We start from the raw sequence: 21,301 nt of genomic DNA, 5'->3' as shown, positions 1-21,301 counted from the left end.
CAATCGCCTGCCTAGGCAAGGGCTCGCTTGAACGAAGGGGAAAATTGCTGTGGTCGACGACGAACGGTTAGGCGCCGTGGCGCGATTTGCAGGACAGGCACTGGGCGCCATGGCGTTCTCGATCGCCCCCGCATCCTCCGATGCGAGCTTTCGGCGCTACTTTCGCATAACGGCTGGGTCCAATTCGTGGATCGCCATGGACGCCCCTCCCGAAAAAGAGGACCTCGCGCTCTTCATCAAGATCGCACGGCGCTTCCGGGTGCTCGGCCTGCACGTCCCAGAAGTCCTGGCCTGCGATCTCGACGCGGGCTTTGCCCTGTTGGGCGACCTCGGTCACGTCCCCTATCTTCAGGCCCTGAACGACGAGACGGCCGACCGCCTCTACGGCGACGCCCTCGGGGCCCTGGTGGTGCTGCAGACCGGGACCTTCGCCGACCCGGACTTCCTGCCCCCTTACGACGAGGCCTTGCTGCGGCGGGAAATGGATCTTTTTCCGGAGTGGTATCTTCACCGCTACCTAGGCCTGACGCCGACCGATACGCAAAGGCAGATGCTGGAGGCCGCGTTCGCAAGCCTTATCGCATCGGCGCTCAACCAACCCCAGGTGTGGGTCCATCGCGACTACCACTCGCGCAATCTGCTCGTGAACAACATCCACAACCCAGGCATCCTCGACTTCCAGGATGCGGTGCGTGGGCCCATCACCTACGACCTCGTCTCGCTGCTCAAAGATTGCTATATCGCTTGGCCGCGCGCGCGCGTGGTCGATTGGGTGAAGGGCTATTGCGCGCTCGCGCGCGAATCGGGGCTGCACCGCTGCGAGGATGACGCGCTCTTCCTTGAGTGGTTCGACCGCATGGGCATTCAGCGCCACCTGAAGGTCGCGGGGATATTCGCGCGATTGCATCTGCGCGACGGCAAGTCCGGCTACCTGGCCGACCTACCGCTCACCATGCGCTACCTCAAAGAGGCAACCGCCCTCTACCCGGACCTCGCTGCACTCCACCACCTTCTCTGCACGCTGCCGGAGTCGCCGTGAAGGCCATGATATTGGCCGCCGGACGCGGCGAACGCATGCGCCCCCTGACCGATGTGATACCAAAGCCCCTGCTCACGGTCCGCGGGACACCGCTTTTGGACCGACTCATTATGCAACTGGTCGCCGCCGGATTCGGCGACATCGTCATAAACGTCGCCCACCTGGGCCACCGCATCCGCGAACACCTGGGGTCGGGCGCGCCGCTGCGCGCGAACATCGTCTATTCGGAAGAAGGCCCAGCAAGCCTCGAGACCGGTGGAGGCATACGTCGCGCGCTCCCACTGCTCGGCTGCGGTCCGTTTCTGGTCGTGAACGGCGATATCTACACGGATTTCCCCTTCGAGCGCCTGCCGAGGACACTCGAAGGGCTGGCCCACCTGGTTCTGGTCGACAACCCCGAACATCATCCCGACGGAGACTTTGGTCTGCGCACAGGAAAGGTTGAGGATGCGCCACCACGGCTCACCTTCGCCGGCATCGGCGTCTATGACGCCGCCTTGTTCTCGGATAGGACCGACGAGCGTTTCCCGCTAGGGCCACTTCTGCGCGAGACCGCAAGTCGCGGCCTCGTCACGGGCGAGCGTCATCGCGGACTCTGGACCGACGTTGGGACCCCCGAAAGGCTTGCCGCGCTGAATGGGGGCGACTGAATGGACGCGCCGGACGATGTGGCGCTGCCTGCGGAGCTGATGGCGCAGGCGCAGGCGCAGTGGATGACGCTGATGGCTGTCGCCGTCTGGGGTGATCTTAAAAGCGAGCAGCTGGGGCTTCTTGGCAAGCTGCGCAAGCGCATCCTGGACCTCGGCGAACGACTGAAATCCCTCGGTGGCGACCGTGCCTGGATACCCAAACGGCGCGAGCGCATCAAAAACCTTCTGGGCTCGTGTCTGAGCGCACGCGATGCGCTCCTGCAGGCCGAACGCGCAGCGCAAGGCGTCACAGGCGGACGGGATATCGGAAAACTCTCGGAGGCCTTCGTTGCCCTCCACAAGCTCATCACATCCGAACTGCAGGGACACGAAAATGCCTGGGCGGAGACCCTCCAGGCCTTGAATAGAGGGGCTTTACAGGAAGACGACGAACCATAAAAAAGAAAGGCCGTGTCAAAGACACGGCCCACTGCGCTCCTGCAGTCTACTTCTTGGTGCGCGCCTTCTTCTTTTTTGCGGCCGTGGCCCGAGGCGCCGACTTCTTGACCGACGCCTTAGCACGTGACTTCATCGCCGACTTTGGGGCAGATGCCCTTTTCGGCGCAGCCTTCTTAACGGCCGCTTTCTTGGTCACAGACTTTTTGGCCGACGACTTCTTGATGGCCGACTTTTTGGCAGACGCCTTGGCTGGCGCGCTTTTTCGCGCCGCCTTCTTGGGCGCCGCCGCCTTCTTCTTTATTGCCATACGCTCACTCCTTCGTTCATGTTAAGAGTCGCACCCCGCCAACTCTCCGCCTCCCTGAGTTCGGGCGTCGGGGCAAGGAGCCAACCGGCCAATCCACGATCGGGACAGGTGTCTCGACCGCATGCCTCGGAGCGCGAGATCTCGACACGCGCCCGTTTCCCATCGTGACGGACGTCGCAGTTACGTACATCACGAGATCGCGTCGTCGTCAAGGCTAACTGTAACAGCGATATCAACATTTGCAAACAATTTGGTCGGCATTCTCATTAAAAGATGTGGCGACGGGTTCGAATACGCGATGCAACCCGACTACCGAAGCTCGAAGAGGCGAGAGAACCGAAGGTCTTGGGCTTGGGACGGAGCGCGGTCGCCCGACTGCGCGTTGGTCGAATACGACGACACGAGGATGCAAACGAGACCGCGCAAGAACAGCGTGGCCTCGCGGTGCAACACCTTCGCGATAGCGGCCGTGAACGCGTAGCAAGGTTCGCGCCGCTTTATGCGCAAGGCCCTCATCCTGCGCCTCCCACGGGAGGAATCGGACCAGAGTCCGGCACAGAGTGGCAAGGAGTCTGGCATGATGGCCGCCTTCGGGTGCCCAACACGGGTTCAGACGACTTGTGGTGTCCACTCAAGTCCCCACCCATTCCGTAGGAATCTGGAGGATCGTTATTCATGGCCAATCTGACTCCCTCTGATCTTAAGTACTTAACGGACAAGCTGACGGTCCGCCGCAGTGAACTCGAGGCCATGGTTCGCGCCGACGCCGCCTGCGCCGGACATGACAACCTTCGGCGCATGGGCGGCGAGGTCGGGGACCCAGGCGACGAGTCGGCGGCACTTCAGCAGACCGACCTGAACCTAGCAGAGATGGAGGGCGGTGCGCGGGAGTTGCAAGCCATCGACCGGGCCCTGGAACGCGTAAGGGAGGGCCGCTATGGGCACTGCGCGGAATGCGGGTGCGACATCCCTGCCGCACGTCTCGACGCCTACCCTGCTGCCGAACGCTGCACGCCATGTCAGACACGGCATGAGCGCGTGTATGGAGGGCGTGACGTCACGCCCTCCCTTTAGGGACGCGGACGGCGCCGCTTCCTGAGCAACCACCTGCCCCGACTGCGCCGGGAGGTGCCGGGCGCAATCTGCTAAAATGTCCCCGCGGCAGACTTTGCCGTTTCGCTCGGTGGACTTAAATCATGCAATTGACCGTGATCGGCACGGGCTACGTCGGGCTCGTGACTGGCGCATGCTTTGCGGAGATGGGCAACGAAGTCGCGTGCGTGGATATTGACGAACGCAAGATCGAGGGGCTCAAGCGGGGCGTGTTGCCGATATACGAGCCAGGGCTCGAGGATATCGTCCGCAGCAATGTCGATGCCGGACGACTGCAATTCACAACCTCACTCAAAGACGCCCTGACCACGAGCGACGTGTACTTCATAGCGGTAGGCACGCCGCCGCGTGAAGACGGATCGGCAGACCTGCGTCATGTGCTGGACGTCGCACGCGAAATCGGCCGCCACCTCGATCACTACGCCATAATAGTCGACAAATCCACCGTGCCCGTGGGCACCGCAGAGCGCGTGCGCGAGGCGATCGCAACCGAACTCGAGGCGCGCGGCGCGGATATCCCCTTCGATGTCGTGAGCAACCCTGAATTCTTGAAAGAAGGTGACGCCATCGCAGATTTCATGCGACCGGACCGCGTGGTCGTGGGCTGCGCGTCCGACCGGGCCCGGGATCGCATGCGAGACCTCTACGCGACCTTCATGCGCAACCATGACCGCCTGCTCTTCATGAGCGTGCGTGCCGCAGAAATGACGAAATACGCCGCCAACGCGATGCTTGCGACAAAGATTTCGTTTATCAATGAGATCGCCAACCTCTGCGAGCGCTTGGACGTGGACGTGGAAAACGTGCGGCAGGGGATAGGCTCGGATAGTCGCATCGGGTACTCCTTCATCTATCCCGGCTGCGGCTATGGCGGTTCGTGCTTCCCGAAAGACGTGAAGGCGATCATCCATATGGCCGATGAGTGCGGCTTCGAGCCCACGGTCCTGAAAGCGGTGGAGCAACGCAACGAGCAACAAAAGCAGGTGCTTTTTCAGCACATCACCGCGGACTACGGCAGCGATCTCAAGGGACGCCATTTTGCCGTCTGGGGCCTCGCTTTCAAGCCCGGAACGGACGATATGCGAGAGGCGTCGTCCGTGGTGCTGCTCGAAAGTCTCATGGCCGCCGGGGCGACGGTCGCAGCCTACGATCCCGTGGCCGCCGAGACGGCACGCGCCGAACTGCCAAAGGCCTGGCTCGAACGGGGCACGCTCAAGATCGTCAACGATCAATACCGGGCACTCGAAGGGGCCGATGCGCTGATCCTCGTGACCGAATGGAAACCCTTCAGGCATCCCGATTTCGAGAGGATCCTCAAGCTCCTGAAGAGCCCCCGCGTGTTCGATGGCCGCAACCAGTACAGCCCGCAACAACTTGCCGAACTGGGCCTCCGGTATACCGGCATCGGTCGCTCCAATCTCCGTCAAATGGAGCAAGCCCAAAAGGTTGACAAGGGGCGGCGGTCATCGTAGCGTGGCCGCCAAGGCTGGCATTCTTGTAAAGAAAGAATGAGGTGCGGGCATGAGCGACCGAGAAGGGGGCTGCGCAGGATAGGGCAACTGTCCTGGCCGCGCCCTTGAGGCCGGACACAAGCGCGAGCGGCTCGCAATGGTAACTGCGCTACCCGCGGCAAGTCCGACCAAGAACGGCGACGCCGCGGCAGAAGAGTCCTCCGTCGCAGTCGGGGAAATCATGCCGGCCAGAGACGAACGGGGTCACAAAGACCCGTCGAGATAAAGAAATTTGCGCGCCCTAAGGGCGCACTCTATTTGATAGCAGGGGTTATGGCTCACACGGCGCGCACGATAGAAGAACTCTTCGAATTGCCCTTTTTCGACCTCTTGTTCGAGGCACACTCGACCCATCGCCGCCACTTCAACGCGAACGAGATCCAGATCAGCACCCTGCTGTCGATCAAGACGGGGGGCTGTCCCGAGGACTGCGGATACTGTCCGCAATCACGGCGCCATCACACGGGTGTCGAGGATGAGGACTTGCTGAGCGTCGACGAAGTGGTGGCGGCGGCGCGGCGCGCGAAGGCCAGCGGTGCCGGTCGCTTCTGCATGGGCGCGGCATGGCGCGGCCCCAAGGAGCGCGACCTGAAGCGCGTGGCGGAGATGATCGCGGCGATCCGTGACTTGGGGCTCGAGACCTGCGCGACACTGGGCCTGCTGCGGGAGGGCCAGGCGGAGCAACTCGCGCAAGCGGGCCTCGACTACTACAACCATAACCTGGACACGAGCCGCGAATTCTACGGGGAAGTCATCGGTACGCGCACTTACGACGACCGCCTGGAAACCCTTGCGCGCGTGCGCAAGGCCGGGCTCAAGGTCTGCTGTGGAGGCATCGTCGGCATGGGCGAGGACAGACGGGATCGCGCCGGCCTCATAGCGCAGCTCGCAGCGCTTGATCCGCCACCGGAAAGCGTGCCGATCAACCTCCTCGTGCGCGTCCCGGGGACGCCGCTTGGAGAGGCCGCGGGCCTCGAGCCCTTCGAGTTCGTGCGCACCATCGCCGTGGCGCGCATCTGCCTGCCACATAGCCGCGTGCGCATCGCCGCCGGCCGCGAAGGGATGAGCGAGGAACTGCAGGCGCTCTGCTACTTCGCCGGCGCCAACTCTATCTTTGCGGGTGAAGTGCTGCTCACGACACCGAACCCCAAGGCGGCCGCCGACCAGGCCTTGTTCGCCAAGCTGGGGCTCAAGACCTGCGCCCCCGCAGCCTCGGAGACGGGGGGCGCAAGGGATCCAGGGGCCATTCGTGACGTGGATAGCGCGCCGCGAGGCTGCGCCTGAGTTCCAGGTAAGCGGTCTGCCAAAAACCACGGAGATCGGATGTCACTTGCAGGGGCCGCCGCGCGGGCGAGAGCAGCTCCAGCGTGACACGCACCCGACCCCCCGCCACCGCCGGGGCCTCGGTCATGCCAAAAAACTCCTGCAAGGGCGCGGCCAGTACCGGTCCCCGGTCGTCGGAATAACGCAACGCATAGCGACGCCCCGAACGCAGGGCGAGCGCCTCCGGCGCCAGACGCTCGAGCTCCGCCGATTGATCTCTGGTCAAAAGGCCATAACGAAGACCGCGACCCACATCCACCCGCACCGCGGAGTCCCGCGCGCTCGCCGCTACGATAGTCGCGTCCAACCAGCGCCCTGCGTTGGCGGCGAGCGCCTCATCACACATATCGGGCCACCCGTCCGCGGGCCGCGACGAAGCGAGCCACTGAAGCCGCGCGCGCAGCGCGCACGCCTCATCATCCCAGGCCAGCACGCCCAAGCCGCCGCGCCGCACCGCCGCTTCCAAAATACCCCCGAAATCGGCATCCACGGGCAAGGGGGCGGGCAGGGCCTTAAAAACGATGTCCCCGAGCGCCCGCTCCCGGTGCGCGGCGAAGGCCTGCGCCCGCTCATCCCAGCGCGTATGCAAACGCTCGACCGCCGTCTCCTGTAGTCGCGCCCACACGCGGCTTGGTATGGGGGTTGCCAAGCGGATCCACGGACCGTCCGCGGTCTCCTCGACGATCAACGCAACAAGCGCCTCCTCGCGACTCAAGGGGTCCGCCAGCGGCAGCCGCGCCCGCGGGCCGCAGGCGAGCTTGAAGACCGGGGCCTCCCCACTCTCTACGCGCAGGGCAATGCGATCGCGATAAGCGGGGATCAGAAGCTCGGCCAGGACGTCGGCGGTGGCGTCCGTCCCCCCCCAGGGCGGCACCCCCATCCGGCGCGCGAGCCTGCGAAGCCTCAAGCCAGGCGCCGAGCGCGGGTGTGCTCGTAAGAGCGCAAGGCGCGTGGTGACCGACGCATCGTCGCGATCGCGTGCGAGGTCACGTTCGTCCAAAAGGGCACCCAGTGCGCAGACGAGTGGATAGCGTGCGGGGTCGGCCTGCGCCAAGACCGCACCCAATCGCGGGCTCAGGCCGTAGTCCACGGCGCGACGGCCGGCAGGGGTGACGGATCCGCCACCGTCCACGAGCCCCAGATCCCGAAGAAGACCGCGTGCGGCATCGAGCGCGGCAATCGGGGGCTTGGTAAGCCACTTGAGGGCCTGGGCATCGGGCGTGCCCCACGCGGCCAGATCGAGTGCAAGCCCGCTTAGGTCGCTCTGCTCGATCTCGGGCTTTGCGAAGCGCGGGCGCCCCCGGTGGTCGCCCTCGGTCCAAAGACGCAGGCAATGGCCTGGGCGCACACGGCCGGCACGGCCGGCACGCTGATCAGCGAGGTCCTGGCTTGCCGGGGAGGTGAGAAGACGCGTCAATCCACTCGTGCGGTCGAAAGATGCAGCGCGCACGAGACCTGCGTCAACCACGGCATCGACGCGCGGCAGGGTCACGCTGCTCTGCGCGACAGCGCTTGCCAGGATCACGCGACGGCGCCCGGCGTGCTCGCGCACCAGATCCTGTTCGGACGCGCTCATCGTTCCATGGAGGCGATGGACTGCAAACCCCATGCTCGAGGCATCTTTCAAGAGGGCGCGTTCACAGAGGACGATCTCGCGCATGCCCGGGAGGAACACGAGGACATCGCCGCGCGTAAGCGCGAGGACCCGCAACACGCCATCGCGAACGAGGCGATCGAGACGCGCATCGGGCGGTCTTGGCAGATACTCGATCGTGACCGGGAACTGCCGGCCCTGCGATTCGATGAGGGGCGCGTCCGGGAAGTGTTGGGCGACAGTCTCCATGGCCAAAGTCGCCGACATGAGCAAAACGCGCAGATCCGGCCGAAGACCGGCCTGGACGTCACGCACCAGGGCAAGTCCGAGGTCAGTGGCGAGATGCCGCTCATGGACCTCGTCGAAAATGACAAGACCGGTGTCATCCAGCCCGGGGTCGCGCTGCAGACGTCTCGTCAATATGCCCTCGGTCACGACTTCGATGCGCGTCGCGCGTGAAACGACCGTTTCGGTGCCCGTGCGGTAGCCGATCGTCGCCCCTACGCGCTCGTCACGGCTTGCCGCCATCCATTCGCACGCCAATCGCGCAGCGAGCTTGCGGGGCTCGAGCATGAGGATCTTGCGGGTTTCAAGGAACGCGAGGTCGAGCAGGGCAGGCGGTACGAAAGTGGTCTTGCCGCTGCCTGTGGGTGCCGACAGAACCACCACTGGGTGGCGCATGAGGGCCGCTTTGAGCGCGCCCAGGCTTTGGCCTACCGGCGGCGGATCGGACGCAAACCCGCTCAAGCGACGGCGTTGCCCTGGACGGCGAGCGTCCCTGAGCGCCCATCGATCTCGGCCAGGATAAGTTCATGCGCGGGTATAATGGCAGGGGTCGCAAGCGCGGCACGCGCGACGTCCGCCAAGGTGACGAACTGCACGCGCATAGACACTGCACGCGTCAGAAACTCGCGAAACCAGGCATATTTGGCCATGCCCTCGATTTCCGCGTGGAGGGTCATGACATTGACGTCATTACGGCGCAGCAGAGAGAAATAGTGGGTCGCGAGCGACTCTTCGGGGTAATCAGGGCGCCCCAAGAGTTCATCCAAAGTCGGTAGGGTGCTCGGGATCTGGAGGGTTTGAAACCGCTCTTTGCGAACCGTCGGAAAAAACGGGCAGACCCCGCGTGCATCGCTCGCGTACGTGAGGCCCGCCTCGTCATAGACGGTGAGGCTCTGAGCGTCGGCCTGCCAGCCGGCGGCCGCCGCAGAGGTCGCCGGGGTCCCGAAGACCCGCTCGAACTCAGCACGCGCCCGCCCGAATTCACGACGCACCTCGCCTATGCGCATGTGATGCAGGCCGTCCTGCCAGCGGATGTGGTCGTAGCAGTGGATGCCGACGTCGTGGCCGGCATCCCGCACCGCGCGCATGAGCCCGGCATGACGCACGCCGATGTGTGGACCTGGCCACAGTACGCCATTTAAGAGAGTGCGAACGCCATAGGTGCTCACGACGCTGGTGCGCCTCACCTTCTTCAAGAAGCCGGGACGAAAGACCCGCCGCAGGGCGCGGCCGGTGTTGTCCGGCCCCAAGGAAAAGAAGAAGCTCGCGCGTATCCCCAGCTCGTCAAAGACTCGCGCCAGGGCCGGGACACCGAGGCGCGTACCGCGCTCGGTATCCACATCGACTTTCAGGGCGAGAACGAGGTCGGGCATTCCCTTATTGGAGCTCCTGCGAAGGACGGCCGAGATGATAATCCAGCGTCTTGCGTAGCGCCGTCGTCAGGTCGGTCCGCGGCTCCCATCCCAGATAATTCCGGGCATTCTCTATGGACGGTACACGCGTCAGGATGTCCTGATAGCCTTCGCCGTAATACTCCTTCGAGTTCACCGCCACGATCTTCACCTGATCGGCAAGCTTGGCATAGCGCGGGTAAGACCGGACTAGGTTTACAAGGGCATCCGCCAACTCTTTGATGGAGCAATCGTTGCGGGGATTGCCGATGTTGAAAATCCGGCCATCGGCGCACCCGTCCCGGTTTTCTATGATGCGCAACAAGGCATCGACACCATCGTCGATGTAGGTGAAGCTGCGCCGCTGGTTACCGCCGTCGACGAGCTGGATGTCCTTGCCCCGCAGGATATTGCCGAGGAACTGGGTCAGGACGCGCGAGCTGCCTTCCTTGGGTTCGAGGATATTGTCGAGTTTCGGCCCGATCCAGTTGAAAGGCCGGAAGAGCGTGAAGGGTAGGCCTTCCTTCCCGTAGGCATAAATGACGCGATCCATGAGCTGCTTGGAGCACGAGTAGATCCAGCGCTGCTTATGGATCGGCCCCAGAACCAGATGGCTCGTCTCCTCATTGAAGGGCGTATCCGCGCTCATTCCGTAGACCTCCGAGGTCGACGGGAACAGCACGCGCCGCTTATGGCGCACGCATTTGCGCACGATATCGAGATTGGCCTCGAAGTCGAGCTCGAAGACGCGCAAGGGATCGGTCACATAGGTCGCAGGGGTGGCGATAGCCACCAAAGGCAGCACGACATCGCACTTCTTTATGTGGTATTCGATCCACTCGCGATTGACCGTTATGTCGCCTTCCACGAAATGGAAGCGCGGATTCCCGAGACAGGTCTCGAGCTTGTCGTTGTTCATGTCCATGCCGTAGACCTCCCAATCCTTCTGCTCGAGGATGGTCTGCGTCAGACTGTTACCGATAAATCCGTTGACTCCCAGAATAAGGACTTTCAGGGCCATTACGCTTCTCCAAGATAATGACGGGGGGCGGTTGCCATCAACCGACGCGCTCGCCTGTTATGAATTGCCGGCTTTCGGGCGCGACAGTACTCGCCCATTCCAACCTTTCGACACGAAATCCACCATCACGGGTCGCCACGATGAGCGGCTCGACTGATATCACATGACCGGGGGTCGGTGGCGCGAGCGCGGTCAAGTCGACGGGTCGACCCCACCAGATCACGAAGCGCAGGCCCCGCACCTCACCGAAAGCGCCCGGATAGGGCTCAGTGAGCGCACGCACGAAATTGAATATCGACGCCCCGTTGCGATCCCAGTCGATACGTCCATCCTCCGGCCCCCGGCCGCTAAAGGTCGTGGCCTTGCTCTCGTCCTGAGGGCGGCGGGGCGCGCGGCCCGCCCTGATCGCATCATGGCTGCGCGCAAGCACCTTGACGGCGGCATCGGTCACCTTTAAAAAGACGTCTTGCGCGGTATCGTCGGGGCCTATGGTGCAGGCCTCCTGATCGACGATATCACCAGCGTCAGCGCGCCCAACCATGTGATGAAGGGTGGCGCCGGTCTCGCGCTCGCCGTGAATGATGGCCCAATTGACGGGCACCCGCCCCCGGTAGCGCGGCAATAGCGACCCATGCATGTTAAAGGCGCCAGCAGGCGGGATCGCAAGGATCTCGCGCGGGATCATGTTCCGATAATAAAACGAGTAGATCACATCCGGACGCCATTCGCGAATCCGCGCGACGATCGCCGGGTCCTTCAAGGACGAAGGGACAAGCACCGGTACGCCCGCCTGCCGCGCCAGGTCCGCGACCGAGCGAAACCAGATCCTTTCGCGCGGATTATCCTCGTGCGTAAAGACCGCCGACACCACCACCCCGCGCGCAAGCAACCACTCGAGGCAGCGGTAACCCACCTCATGGTAAGCAAAGACTACGACGCGCGCGCTACTTGTCATCGATCGCCTGAATCACCTCGCGGATCACAAAGCGAGGTCGCTTACGCACCTCCAGATAAATTCGGCCAATGTATTCGCCGATAATGCCGAGACCGAAGATCCCAAGCCCCACAAGAAAGTACATGATGCCAAACAGCGTGAAGACGCCCTGAACCTCGGGACCCACGAAGATCCGCTGCAAAAGGAGATAAACCACGAGCAGGGCGCTCAAGAGCGACACCGCAAAACCGAGCATGGTGAAGATCTGGAGCGGCACCAGCGAAAAGCCGGTCATGAGATCGAAATTCAGCCGCAACAGGTTGTAGATGTGGTACTTCGAATGCCCGGCGGCACGCGGCGCGTGCGCCACTTCGATCTCGGTAGGCTTGGCGGCGAAGCTGTAGGCGAGCGCGGGTATGAATGTGGAGACCTCGCCGCTCGTCGCGATATTGTCCACAATATGCCGGCGGTAGGCACGCAGCATACACCCCTGGTCGCGCATCTCGATACGCGTGATACGCGCCCGCACCATATTGATAAAGCGCGAGGCGTTGCGGCGAAACCAGGTGTCCTGGCGATCGCGTCGGTAGCCGCCGACGACATCGTAGCCTTGCTCGATCTTCTCGACGAGCCGGGGGATGTCCTCGGGCGGGTTCTGCAGGTCGGCGTCGAGGGTCACGATGATGTCGCCGCGCACATATTCGAAGGCCGCCATGATGGCCATATGCTGGCCAAAGTTGCCGTTGAAGTCGATCACGCGCACCTGGTCCGGGCGCTCTTGGTGCAACTCCCGAAGGATCTCGCCGGAACGGTCGGCACTACCGTCGTTTGTAAACACGATCTCGTACGGCCGACCCATGCCATCGAGGACCGCGATCAGGCGCTCAAAAAGGGGGCGTAGATTCTCCTCCTCGTTGTAAACGGGAACGACGGCGCTCAGGTAAGGGCGCATCCGTCAGGCCTTCTCGAACACATCGGCCATGGCCGCGATGACACGGTCCTGGTCGGCGTCCGACATCATGGGAAAGAGCGGCAGACTCACGATACGCTCCGAAATGGTCTCGGCGCGCGGAAAATCGCCCACCTGATAACCGTAGTGGTCCCGGTAGTAGGGATAGAGATGCGCCGCGCGGTAATGGATGGCCGTGCCGATATTACGGGCCTTCATCTCGGCCATGAAGCGCTCGCGGTCCATACCCGCCGCTTCTGGGTTCAACAAAGGCGCAAACAAGTGCCAGGCCGGGCGATGGGGATAGGAAGGCGATCCCGGCAACTCCCATTGGGGCCAGGCAGCGAGCCGCTCGAGATAACGCTGCGCGAGCTCGGTGCGTCTCTGGATGAAACCCTCCAGGGCCGGAAGCTGATGGAGACCCAGCGCCGCCTGCATGTCCATCATATTGTACTTGAACCCGGGCGCCACGATCTCGTAATGCGCCGCTCCCTGCTTGCCGAACCGATTCCAGGCCTCCCTATCCATGCCATGAAAGCGCGAGAGCGCGACATCGGCGGCCAGGTGTTCGTCCGTCGTTATGACCGCACCGCCTTCGCCGGTCGTGATGTTCTTGTTGGGGTGGAAGCTAAAGACTTGCGTATCGCCGAACGCGCCGATGCGCCGGCCCTTGTATTCCGTACCTATCGCATGGGCCGCATCTTCTATGACCCGCAGATTATGCTTACGCGCCAGCGCGTAGAGCGGGTCGAGATCCACAGGTACGCCCGCGAAATGCACGGGCACGAGCGCCCGCGTACGGGGCGTGATTGCCGCCTCGATCCGGGCGACATCGATGTTATAGGTGCCGGGCTCGACATCGACCAAGACCGGCCGGCCGCCCGCTATCACGATCGTGTTCAAGGTGGCTGCGAAGGTCATGGGCGAGGTTATGACCTCGTCGCCCGGGAGCAGGCGCAGGGCCGCGAGCGCCAGGTGGAGGCCCGCGGTCGCCGACGACAAGGCGAGCGCGAATCCGCCCCCCGTGTAGGCCTTGAGGGCCTCCTCGAACTGCTTGACCCGGGGTCCTGTCGTAATCCACCCGGATCGCAGGCAGGCCACCACCTCATTGATCGCCTCCTCGCTCAACGTAGGGCGCGAAAAGGGGAGAAACTCCTCCTCGGAATGACTCATGTCAGCTCCTTGTTATGAGGTAGGTGCCGAGAATGATGACGGCGATCCCGGCAAGCCGCACGGGGGTCAGTGCTTCCTGGAAGAGGTAATAGCCCGCCACCGCGTTCATGATATAGCCGAGACTCAGCATGGGGTAAGCAAAGCTGACCTGGACGCGCGACAAAACCAAAAGCCAAACTACGAAGCTTATGACATACATCGCAAGCCCGGCGAACACAAAGGGGTTGAAGGCGACGCGCAAGCCAATGGGGACGATGTTCGCCCAATCGAATGCGAAATAACCGATACGCCGCATCCCCTCCTTCAAGACGAGTTGGGCCGCTGCATTCAGGAACACGCCAAGAAGTATGAGCGGCAAATAACGCATGGTCAGGACGCCTTATTGCCCACGATGACATTGAAGTGGTTGCCGACCACCATATACATCCGGACCCCACGTTTACGCAGGCTCTGGTAGGTCGGACGGCTCGTGACCATGTAAACGGTGCGATTACTGTCCCACTGCCGCCAAAACGCCGGACCCCGCATGACCCAGGGCGTCTTCTCGAGCGTCGTGCCGTAGCCGAGTTCGCCCTTGTAGTTCACGATCTCGACGCGTCGGCGCAGATAAAAAGGCACATCCTGGTAGTACCAACCATAGCAGGCGACGATCGCCTTCGGGGTAAGCAAGGGCCGCAGTTTCAAAGCCAAGGTCTTCACGCTGCGCGTGTCGAGGTAGGGGGCCGTGGCATTGACGCCCAACAAAAAGAGGCTGAAGCCGGCAGCAAGCGTGAAGACCCCGGCCGCAAGACCGCGCTTCAAACCGGCCCAGCTCGCCGCTACCGAAGTCAGGGCCAAAGTGGCGCCGAGCACCCCCATGGCGATGGCCATGGCATGAGGATCCAGGCTCGGGCGAGTAGCAGGAACCACGAAGGCGGCAGCTGCACCCAAGGCGAGCCCCACGGGCGCAATCGCCCGAAACGCCCATCGGTCACCCCGACCAAGGGGTTCGTCCCAACGCGCGTCGAGGTAACGGCCGATCAGGATGGCAAGCGGCGGGAACACGGGCAGGATGTAGGGGACAAGCTTGGAATCGGACGCCGAGAAAAAGACAAAGATCGAGCCTATCCAGATGGCGAGCAGCAAGGTCTCGGCGTGCGCCGCCCGGTCGCGCCATAGGGGCCTTAAGTTGAATCGCAGGCTTTGGACGATGAATGCGCTCCAAGGCAGGATGCCCGCCAACAGGATGGGCAGAAAATACCAGAACGGCTGATAGCGGTGCGCGACGTCCGTAAGGTAGCGCTCGAAGTGCTGGCGGACGAAGTAATAGTGCAGAAATGTCGGATGCTTCAACTGCACGAGGATGTGCCAAGGGGCGGCCACCAAAAAGAAAAGGGCGAAGCCGGTCGGCGCATACATACGCCGCAGGATGGACCAGTCCCAGAGCGCGATGATCCAAAGTCCGATGGCCATCATCGGAAAGACGACGCCGATCAGACCCTTGGTGAGGGTGGCGAGCGCCGCCAACACGAATGCCGTCCACATGCCCAATCGCCTACGCCACCCTGGGGGTTCGCGATGGGCTAACATGAAAGTGAAGAGCGTAAGCGACAGCAGCACCGAGACCGTCATGTCGAGCGTGACGAGATGACCCATCCCAAAATAGAGCAGGGAGGTCCCGAGGACTAGGGCAGACAGAAGTCCCGCGCGCCGCCCATACAAAGATCGGCCGACAGCATAAACCGCCACGCAGCCCAGAACCGCGAAAAACGCCGTCCAGAACCGCATGGACCACTCGCTTAAGCCGAGCACCCGAATCGACAGGGTCTGTAGCCAGTAGAAAAGCGGCGGTTTCTCGAAATACAGCACGCCGTCGAGTCGCGGGGTAATGTAGTGTCCGGTCGCCACCATCTGGCGCGGAATCTCGGAATAACGCGCCTCGTCGGGCACACCGAGCTCCCGGCTCCCGAGCATAATGCCAAAGAGGAGCGCCGCCACGAGAGTGACGAGAAAGACGTCGGACGACCAGGAGCGACGAGGCGACGTGGTTTGGGGAGTCAAAGACATGGCACAACGGGATCTGGAGTTGCGCGGCAGGGTAGCACATATGAGGGGCATAAGGCAGACCGATATTGCCGCCGGGCCTGTTTTTTCCCGTGAGGTCGGGGCGGTTGCGCCGTTTATCGCCATCCGCTACCCTAGCACGGTTAAAAAAACCGATGGATGGAGCCTTGAACGATGAAAAATTCGCGGATCAGAATACTGGTTGGCGCGGTCACCTTAGCGGTAACCGCGACGGCCTTCGCCTCCCCCGCCTCTGTAGCCCTCTCGCAAGCCGTGCAAAGAGGGGCGCACATATTCAACACCGACAGCTTTGGCAGCCATGAGCGCAATGCTCACGGGCAGCACACGACCTGCTCCACCTGCCATATCGATGGAGGTCGGGTCATGGGGCGCCTGCCGAACGGCAAGAGGATCCCGAGTCTTGTGAACGCGGCCGCCATCTTTCCGCGGTACAACCCGAAGATGCACAAGGTCATCACCTTGGAGACCCAGATCCGCTCGTGCGTGCATAACGGTCTGCTCGGACATCCGCCCGCTTACGGGAGCCAGACCATGGCCGACCTCGTCAGCTACCTCGGATCACTCGCCCATGGGCAGCGGGTGATGATAGGCGGCAAGCCGCACTAACGCGGCTTGGGCGGCGGCACCTCGCGAATCGCAAAGGTCATCTCCTCGAGATCGGCCATAATATAGGTCGCCGCCGCGCCCACCCCCCCCACGGTCCCCGGGTTGACCATGGTGGTCTTGCCACCCTTCACGTTCGGGACCGCTTTGACCTCGGCCACGTGATCGTGCCCACAACACACGATATCCCAGTCGCCCGTGCACGCCAGCGCGTAGGCATAGTGCGGGTAATGCACAAGAAAGACGCGGCGACCCCCGAGCCCTATGTCAGCGTCCTGGCCGTAATAACGCACAAAAGTCTCCGGTTCGTGGCCTAGCCGCGACATATGGAACGTGTCGCCGGTGTTGTTCCCGTGGATGGCGTGAACCGGCAAGCCGTGCCGGCGCAGGGTGCGCAGGGTGCTTGGGGCGACGATGTCGCCGCAGTGGAGCACGGCTTGCGCCCCGAGGACCCGGGCCTCGGCTACGGCGGCGTTCAGGAGTTCACGGTTGTCGTGGCTATCGGAGACGATGCAGATCTTCATGCGCGCAGTCTAACAAGTTCGGTGACGTCCGACACCTCGCGGTGAGATGCAGGCACATGCGGGCCGCCCCGGCGAACAGGCGCGCGAGGGGAAGAGACCCGCGGCCCGGTCGGGCCGCGGGCAGGAACGAAGGACCCCTAGAAGTGGAGCAAGGGGACCAGTAAGAGCGCCACGATATTGATGATCTTGATCATGGGATTGACCGCAGGCCCCGCCGTGTCTTTATACGGGTCGCCCACCGTATCCCCAGTCACGGCGGCCTTGTGGGCCTCCGAGCCTTTGCCCCCGAAGTGGTTGTCCTCTATGTACTTTTTGGCGTTATCCCAGGCACCGCCCCCGGTCGTCATGGAGATGGCCACGAACAAGCCCGTGACGATACTGCCCATCAAGAGGCCGCCCAAGGCCTGCGCCCCGAGCAGGATACCGACGGCCACCGGCACAAGAACTGGCAGCAGCGAGGGGATGATCATCTCCCGGATCGCCGCCTTCGTGAGCATGTCGACCGCGCGCGAGTAATCGGGCCGACCACTGCCGTCCATGATGCCTGGGATCTCCTTGAACTGGCGACGCACCTCGACCACGACCGCGCCCGCCGCCCGGCCGACCGCCTCCATAGCCATGGCACCAAACAGGTAGGGGACAAGCCCGCCCAGGAAGAGGCCGATGATCACCATATGATTAGAGAGGTCGAAGCTCACGACCCGGCCTGTGCGCGCCGTGAGCTCGTGCGTAAAGTCGGAAAAAAGCACGAGCGCGGCAAGCCCCGCCGATCCTATGGCATAACCTTTGGTGACGGCCTTGGTGGTGTTCCCCACGGCGTCGAGCGGGTCGGTCACCGCTCGCACCGCAGGCGGCAGGTTGGCCATTTCGGCAATGCCGCCGGCGTTGTCGGTTATGGGGCCGTACGCGTCAAGGGCGATGATCATGCCGGCAAGCGAGAGCATAGCGGTCGCGGCGACCGCTATGCCGTAGAGTCCCGCGAAGTGATACGCGAGACCTATGCCCCCACAGATCACGAGCACAGGTGCGGCCGTAGCCTTCATCGACACCGCAAGCCCGGCTATGACGTTCGTCCCATGCCCCGTAGTCGAGGCCTGCGCAATCGAACGGACCGGCTTGTACTCGGTGGCCGTGTAATATTCGGTGATGACGACCAACAGACCCGTGACGAGCAGACCGGTCAACGCCGAATAGTAGATGTCGTGGACCGACAAGGGCAGGCTACCCGCGGAAAAGGCGGGGATCCCGCGCATGAGCCAAACCGTGACCGGATAGAACGTGATCGCCGCGATCACCCCTGTGACGATCAAGCCGCGGTAGAGGGCGTTCATGATCTTGCCCCCATCGCGCGCCCGCACAAACCAGGTGCCGATGATAGAGGCGACGATGGAGGCGGCACCCAGCGCGAGCGGGTAGATAAGCGCCCCGCGGAAACCTGGAAAATCCAGATGGCCAAGCAATAAGGTGGCGACCACCGTGACCGCGTAGGTCTCGAAGAGGTCGGCGGCCATGCCGGCGCAATCGCCGACATTGTCCCCCACGTTATCGGCGATGACGGCGGGGTTGCGCGGGTCGTCCTCCGGGATACCAGCCTCCACCTTGCCCACGAGATCGGCACCGACATCCGCGCCCTTGGTAAAGATTCCGCCGCCCAGACGGGCAAAGATCGAAATCAACGAACCCCCAAAAGCGAGCCCCACGAGGGGCGAGACGTCGATATGGCCCGAGGCCGGCGTGAGCGCGAGCAGCACCGCGAAGTAGCCGGCCACGCCCAGGAGGCCCAAGCCCACGACCAAAAGACCGGTAATGGAGCCGCCGCGAAAAGCGACACGCAAAGCCGCGTTGATGCCGCCCGAGGCGGCAGCGGCGGTGCGAACGTTCGAACGAACCGAGACGTTCATGCCGATATAGCCGGCAAGCCCCGATAAGATTGCGCCGATGGCGAAGCCAATGGCCGTCAGGGAATGAAGGAAGAAGAAGATCAGAACGAAAAGCAAGACACCGACCAGGGCGACGGTACGGTATTGGCGATTCAAGTAGGCCTTGGCGCCTTCCTGAACGGCTTGCGCAATCTCCATCATGCGCGCCGTGCCGGTGGGTTGCTTCATAACCCAAAGCGTGGAAATACCGCCGTATAACAGTGCCAATAGGGCACAAAAGAACACGACCGCAAGATCGACAAACATGCTATGGCTCCCCTAGGATGACAATGCAAAAAATGGCAAATCCCGGGGGCGGGCGCCTTTGATGTTATGACTTCTTTAGCGCCAACCCCCCTTCGAACCGGGTACCCGGCTCGAAACCAAAAACACGGTCCAACCCCACCTCGCGGATCAAACCGTCGACCGCAGTCTGCCCGTGCTCGCGGAAGACCTCCGAAAGTATGACCTTGGCTGCGTTGCCGTTATAAAAGCCCCCAAAGTCAGCTTGCACCTGCAAGAGCTCGCGGGCCTTGTCAATTGTCATGGTCAGACCTTGAATTCGCCGCGCAGCTTCTTCTTGACCGCCGCGTTTTTCAGGCGCACATACTGGGGGAGACCGTTCTTGTAAGGGGGATAGTCTTCTCCCTGGATCAAAGGCTCGAGATAGGTCCGGCATTTCCGGGTGATGCCGAAACCATCTTCTGTAATGAAATCGTCCGGCATCTTCTTCTCGACATTCGCCACATCCGCGAGATTCGCGACGCCAAGCTCCCACTTATAGGGACGGCTCGACTTGCGAACGATGATCGGCATGACGGCATTATGGCCCTTCAGAGCCAACTCCACCGCCCTCTTTCCAAGGGCATACGCCTGCTCGACGTCGGTCTTGGAGGCGATGTGGCGTGCGGCGCGCTGCAGATAGTCCGCGACCGCCCAATGGTATTTGTATCCGAGCTTGTCCTTTATCCGTTGAGCGACGACCGGGGCCACGCCGCCCAATTGGGCGTGACCGAAGGCATCCTTGAGACCACTCTCGGCGAGGAACTTTCCATCCTTGCCCTTCACGCCCTCGGATACCACGATGGCGCAGTAGCCATGGGCCTTTACGGCCTGGTCGACACGCGCAAGGAATGCGGGCTCGTCGAAGACGCGCTCGGGGAACAGAATGATATGGGGCGCATCGCCCACTTTCTCGGCCGCCAGCCCGCCGGCTGCCGCTATCCACCCCGCATGGCGCCCCATGACCTCCATGACGAAGATCTTGGTCGAGGTCTTGGCCATACTCGCGACATCGAAACCCGCCTCGCGGATAGAGACGGCCACATATTTCGCGACGGACCCGAAACCCGGGGAACAATCCGTGAACGGCAAGTCGTTATCCACGGTTTTCGGCACCCCGACGCAGACCACGGGGTAGCCCAGGCGCTCGCCGATCTGCGAGACCTTATATGCGGTATCCTGGGAGTCGCCACCACCGTTATAGAAGAAGTAGCCGATGTCATGGGCGCGGAAGACTTCGATGAGACGCTCGTACTGCGCCTTATTCTCCTCCAACCCCTTCAGCTTGTAGCGACATGAGCCGAATGCCCCCGCTGGGGTATGGCGCAGGGCCCGTATGGCCTCGATCGACTCCTTGCTCGTATCAATCAGGTCCTCGGTAAGTGCGCCGATGATGCCGTTACGTCCAGCGTAGACCTTGCCGATTTTGGTTTTATACCGACGGGCGGTCTCTATAACCCCGCACGCCGACGCGTTGATAACGGCTGTCACGCCGCCTGATTGGGCATAGAACGCGTTTTTGGGCTTTGCCATAACTCTCGTCTGCTCCTTGGGCTAAATGGAAAAAGGGAAGGGTGTCATTCATGGCTTCAAGCATCGGGGTGGGCGGGGGGGTCGCGGCGGCTTTCGTGGTCAGCTTGCAGCTGTAAGAGGTGGGTTACACACTCGCCGATGTCATCATAAACATCGCGGCCCGTGCCGTAGTGCTCGTTGGGACCATAGAAGAATTGGCATCGATAGCGGCCTTCGCCAACCTTGAAGGCCACGAAGCTGGCCCCGCGTTCGGTCCAGAAGAGGGTGGGGCAGACAGTCAAGACCGGCGAGTCGGGGTCGAGCCGCAACTCACTATCAGCGGCCTCCAGGGGCACGGCCTTGCCGTAGCGCTCCGCAACCGCCGACCGGACTATCCACAGCTCCGTATCGTTAAAGTCTGGTATGTCTGGCATCGAGAAGCGCCTCTCCGCAGGCGAGGCCCCAGAACCAGCCCCGCAAAGTGCCGCTAGCGTAACGCAAAAAGGTCCGGAATACAGGATGTGTCGCAGACTTTTTTTGCCTTCGCTTGTTCCTCCAAAAACATTGACGGCAAGGGAGGCAGAATGTAGCTTACGATATGGGATAGACCCTGCTCAGGGAAAACATATAAAGAACCACAACCTGGTCAATTCGAGACTAAAAGCGAGA

The 21,301-nt window shown here is 62.4% G+C and carries 21 protein-coding genes; 8 read left to right on the top strand and 13 right to left on the bottom strand.

Annotation, left to right across the window (positions count from 1 at the left end; all coding sequences use genetic code 11):
- Window positions 1–49: 49 nt before the first annotated feature.
- From ACYCTF_RS02345 to bioB, 7 genes are all read left to right on the top strand, one after another.
- Window positions 50–1,039 carry an aminoglycoside phosphotransferase family protein gene (locus tag ACYCTF_RS02345; RefSeq protein ID WP_461282511.1) on the top strand — a complete coding sequence of 330 codons (990 nt, stop codon included), beginning with the start codon at window positions 50–52 and terminating at the stop codon, window positions 1,037–1,039.
- Window positions 1,036–1,689, top strand: coding sequence for an N-acetylmuramate alpha-1-phosphate uridylyltransferase MurU (gene murU, locus ACYCTF_RS02340; RefSeq protein WP_461282512.1), 654 nt, complete (start codon window positions 1,036–1,038; stop codon window positions 1,687–1,689). Before ACYCTF_RS02345 ends, murU begins: the two co-directional genes overlap by 4 nt.
- Entirely contained in the window at window positions 1,690–2,127 is a 438-nt protein-coding gene (locus ACYCTF_RS02335; protein WP_461282513.1) for a hypothetical protein, read from the top strand.
- Between the two features lie 104 nt (window positions 2,128–2,231).
- Window positions 2,232–2,459, top strand: coding sequence for a hypothetical protein (locus ACYCTF_RS02330; RefSeq protein ID WP_461282514.1), 228 nt, complete (start codon window positions 2,232–2,234; stop codon window positions 2,457–2,459).
- 650 nt (window positions 2,460–3,109) lie between these two features.
- Window positions 3,110–3,508 (top strand): TraR/DksA family transcriptional regulator, encoded by a 399-nt coding sequence (locus ACYCTF_RS02325; RefSeq protein ID WP_461282515.1) that lies wholly within the window; start codon window positions 3,110–3,112, stop codon window positions 3,506–3,508.
- 122 nt (window positions 3,509–3,630) lie between these two features.
- Window positions 3,631–5,019, top strand: a complete 1,389-nt coding sequence (locus ACYCTF_RS02320; RefSeq protein WP_461282516.1) for a UDP-glucose dehydrogenase family protein — start codon at window positions 3,631–3,633, stop codon at window positions 5,017–5,019.
- Between the two features lie 312 nt (window positions 5,020–5,331).
- Entirely contained in the window at window positions 5,332–6,342 is a 1,011-nt protein-coding gene (gene bioB, locus ACYCTF_RS02315) for a biotin synthase BioB (RefSeq protein ID WP_461282517.1), read from the top strand.
- Here the strand turns inward: bioB and hrpB are convergent.
- The 8 genes from hrpB to ACYCTF_RS02275 are packed head-to-tail and all read right to left on the bottom strand — an operon-like array spanning window position 6,248 to window position 15,774.
- Window positions 6,248–8,722, bottom strand: a complete 2,475-nt coding sequence (gene hrpB / locus ACYCTF_RS02310) for an ATP-dependent helicase HrpB (RefSeq protein WP_461282518.1) — start codon at window positions 8,720–8,722, stop codon at window positions 6,248–6,250. The two genes, bioB and hrpB, sit on opposite strands and share 95 nt — an antisense overlap.
- Window positions 8,719–9,633 carry a polysaccharide deacetylase family protein gene (locus ACYCTF_RS02305; RefSeq protein WP_461282519.1) on the bottom strand — a complete coding sequence of 305 codons (915 nt, stop codon included), beginning with the start codon at window positions 9,631–9,633 and terminating at the stop codon, window positions 8,719–8,721. Before ACYCTF_RS02305 ends, hrpB begins: the two co-directional genes overlap by 4 nt.
- Window positions 9,634–9,637: 4 nt before the next feature.
- Window positions 9,638–10,672: a bifunctional UDP-4-keto-pentose/UDP-xylose synthase gene (locus ACYCTF_RS02300; protein WP_461282520.1), complete on the bottom strand. Its 1,035-nt coding sequence runs from the start codon at window positions 10,670–10,672 to the stop codon at window positions 9,638–9,640.
- Between the two features lie 37 nt (window positions 10,673–10,709).
- The gene (locus ACYCTF_RS02295; RefSeq protein ID WP_461282521.1) at window positions 10,710–11,627 is read right to left on the bottom strand and encodes a formyltransferase; all 918 of its coding nucleotides are present in this window, start codon (window positions 11,625–11,627) and stop codon (window positions 10,710–10,712) included.
- Window positions 11,617–12,558: a glycosyltransferase gene (locus tag ACYCTF_RS02290; RefSeq protein ID WP_461282522.1), complete on the bottom strand. Its 942-nt coding sequence runs from the start codon at window positions 12,556–12,558 to the stop codon at window positions 11,617–11,619. The genes ACYCTF_RS02295 and ACYCTF_RS02290 overlap by 11 nt, the downstream gene beginning before the upstream one ends.
- A gap of 3 nt (window positions 12,559–12,561) precedes the next feature.
- Window positions 12,562–13,728, bottom strand: a complete 1,167-nt coding sequence (locus ACYCTF_RS02285) for a DegT/DnrJ/EryC1/StrS family aminotransferase (protein ID WP_461282523.1) — start codon at window positions 13,726–13,728, stop codon at window positions 12,562–12,564.
- A gap of 1 nt (window position 13,729) precedes the next feature.
- Window positions 13,730–14,095 carry an EamA family transporter gene (locus tag ACYCTF_RS02280; RefSeq protein WP_461282524.1) on the bottom strand — a complete coding sequence of 122 codons (366 nt, stop codon included), beginning with the start codon at window positions 14,093–14,095 and terminating at the stop codon, window positions 13,730–13,732.
- 2 nt (window positions 14,096–14,097) lie between these two features.
- Complete coding sequence (locus ACYCTF_RS02275; protein ID WP_461282525.1) at window positions 14,098–15,774, bottom strand: glycosyltransferase family 39 protein; 1,677 nt, start codon at window positions 15,772–15,774, stop codon at window positions 14,098–14,100.
- A gap of 171 nt (window positions 15,775–15,945) precedes the next feature.
- Between ACYCTF_RS02275 and ACYCTF_RS02270 the strand changes: the two genes are divergently transcribed.
- Window positions 15,946–16,398, top strand: a complete 453-nt coding sequence (locus ACYCTF_RS02270; protein ID WP_461282526.1) for a c-type cytochrome — start codon at window positions 15,946–15,948, stop codon at window positions 16,396–16,398.
- Here the strand turns inward: ACYCTF_RS02270 and ACYCTF_RS02265 are convergent.
- The 5 genes from ACYCTF_RS02265 to ACYCTF_RS02245 all read right to left on the bottom strand — a co-directional run bounded on the left by ACYCTF_RS02265 (window position 16,395) and on the right by ACYCTF_RS02245 (window position 21,066).
- Window positions 16,395–16,919, bottom strand: a complete 525-nt coding sequence (locus ACYCTF_RS02265) for a metallophosphoesterase family protein (RefSeq protein ID WP_461282527.1) — start codon at window positions 16,917–16,919, stop codon at window positions 16,395–16,397. The genes ACYCTF_RS02270 and ACYCTF_RS02265 overlap by 4 nt on opposite strands.
- Before the next feature lie 137 nt (window positions 16,920–17,056).
- Window positions 17,057–19,105, bottom strand: a complete 2,049-nt coding sequence (locus ACYCTF_RS02260) for a sodium-translocating pyrophosphatase (protein WP_461282528.1) — start codon at window positions 19,103–19,105, stop codon at window positions 17,057–17,059.
- Between the two features lie 64 nt (window positions 19,106–19,169).
- Window positions 19,170–19,385, bottom strand: coding sequence for a hypothetical protein (locus ACYCTF_RS02255; protein ID WP_461282529.1), 216 nt, complete (start codon window positions 19,383–19,385; stop codon window positions 19,170–19,172).
- Between the two features lie 2 nt (window positions 19,386–19,387).
- On the bottom strand, window positions 19,388–20,653 hold the full coding sequence (locus ACYCTF_RS02250) for a 6-phosphofructokinase (RefSeq protein ID WP_461282530.1): 1,266 nt from the start codon (window positions 20,651–20,653) through the stop codon (window positions 19,388–19,390).
- Between the two features lie 56 nt (window positions 20,654–20,709).
- The gene (locus ACYCTF_RS02245) at window positions 20,710–21,066 is read right to left on the bottom strand and encodes a hypothetical protein (protein ID WP_461282531.1); all 357 of its coding nucleotides are present in this window, start codon (window positions 21,064–21,066) and stop codon (window positions 20,710–20,712) included.
- Window positions 21,067–21,301: the final 235 nt, after the last annotated feature.

This window comes from Acidiferrobacter sp. (genome assembly GCF_054609335.1).
The sequence above is the reverse complement of the archived record's forward strand: the minus strand, read 5'-3'. Positions and strand labels throughout refer to the sequence as shown.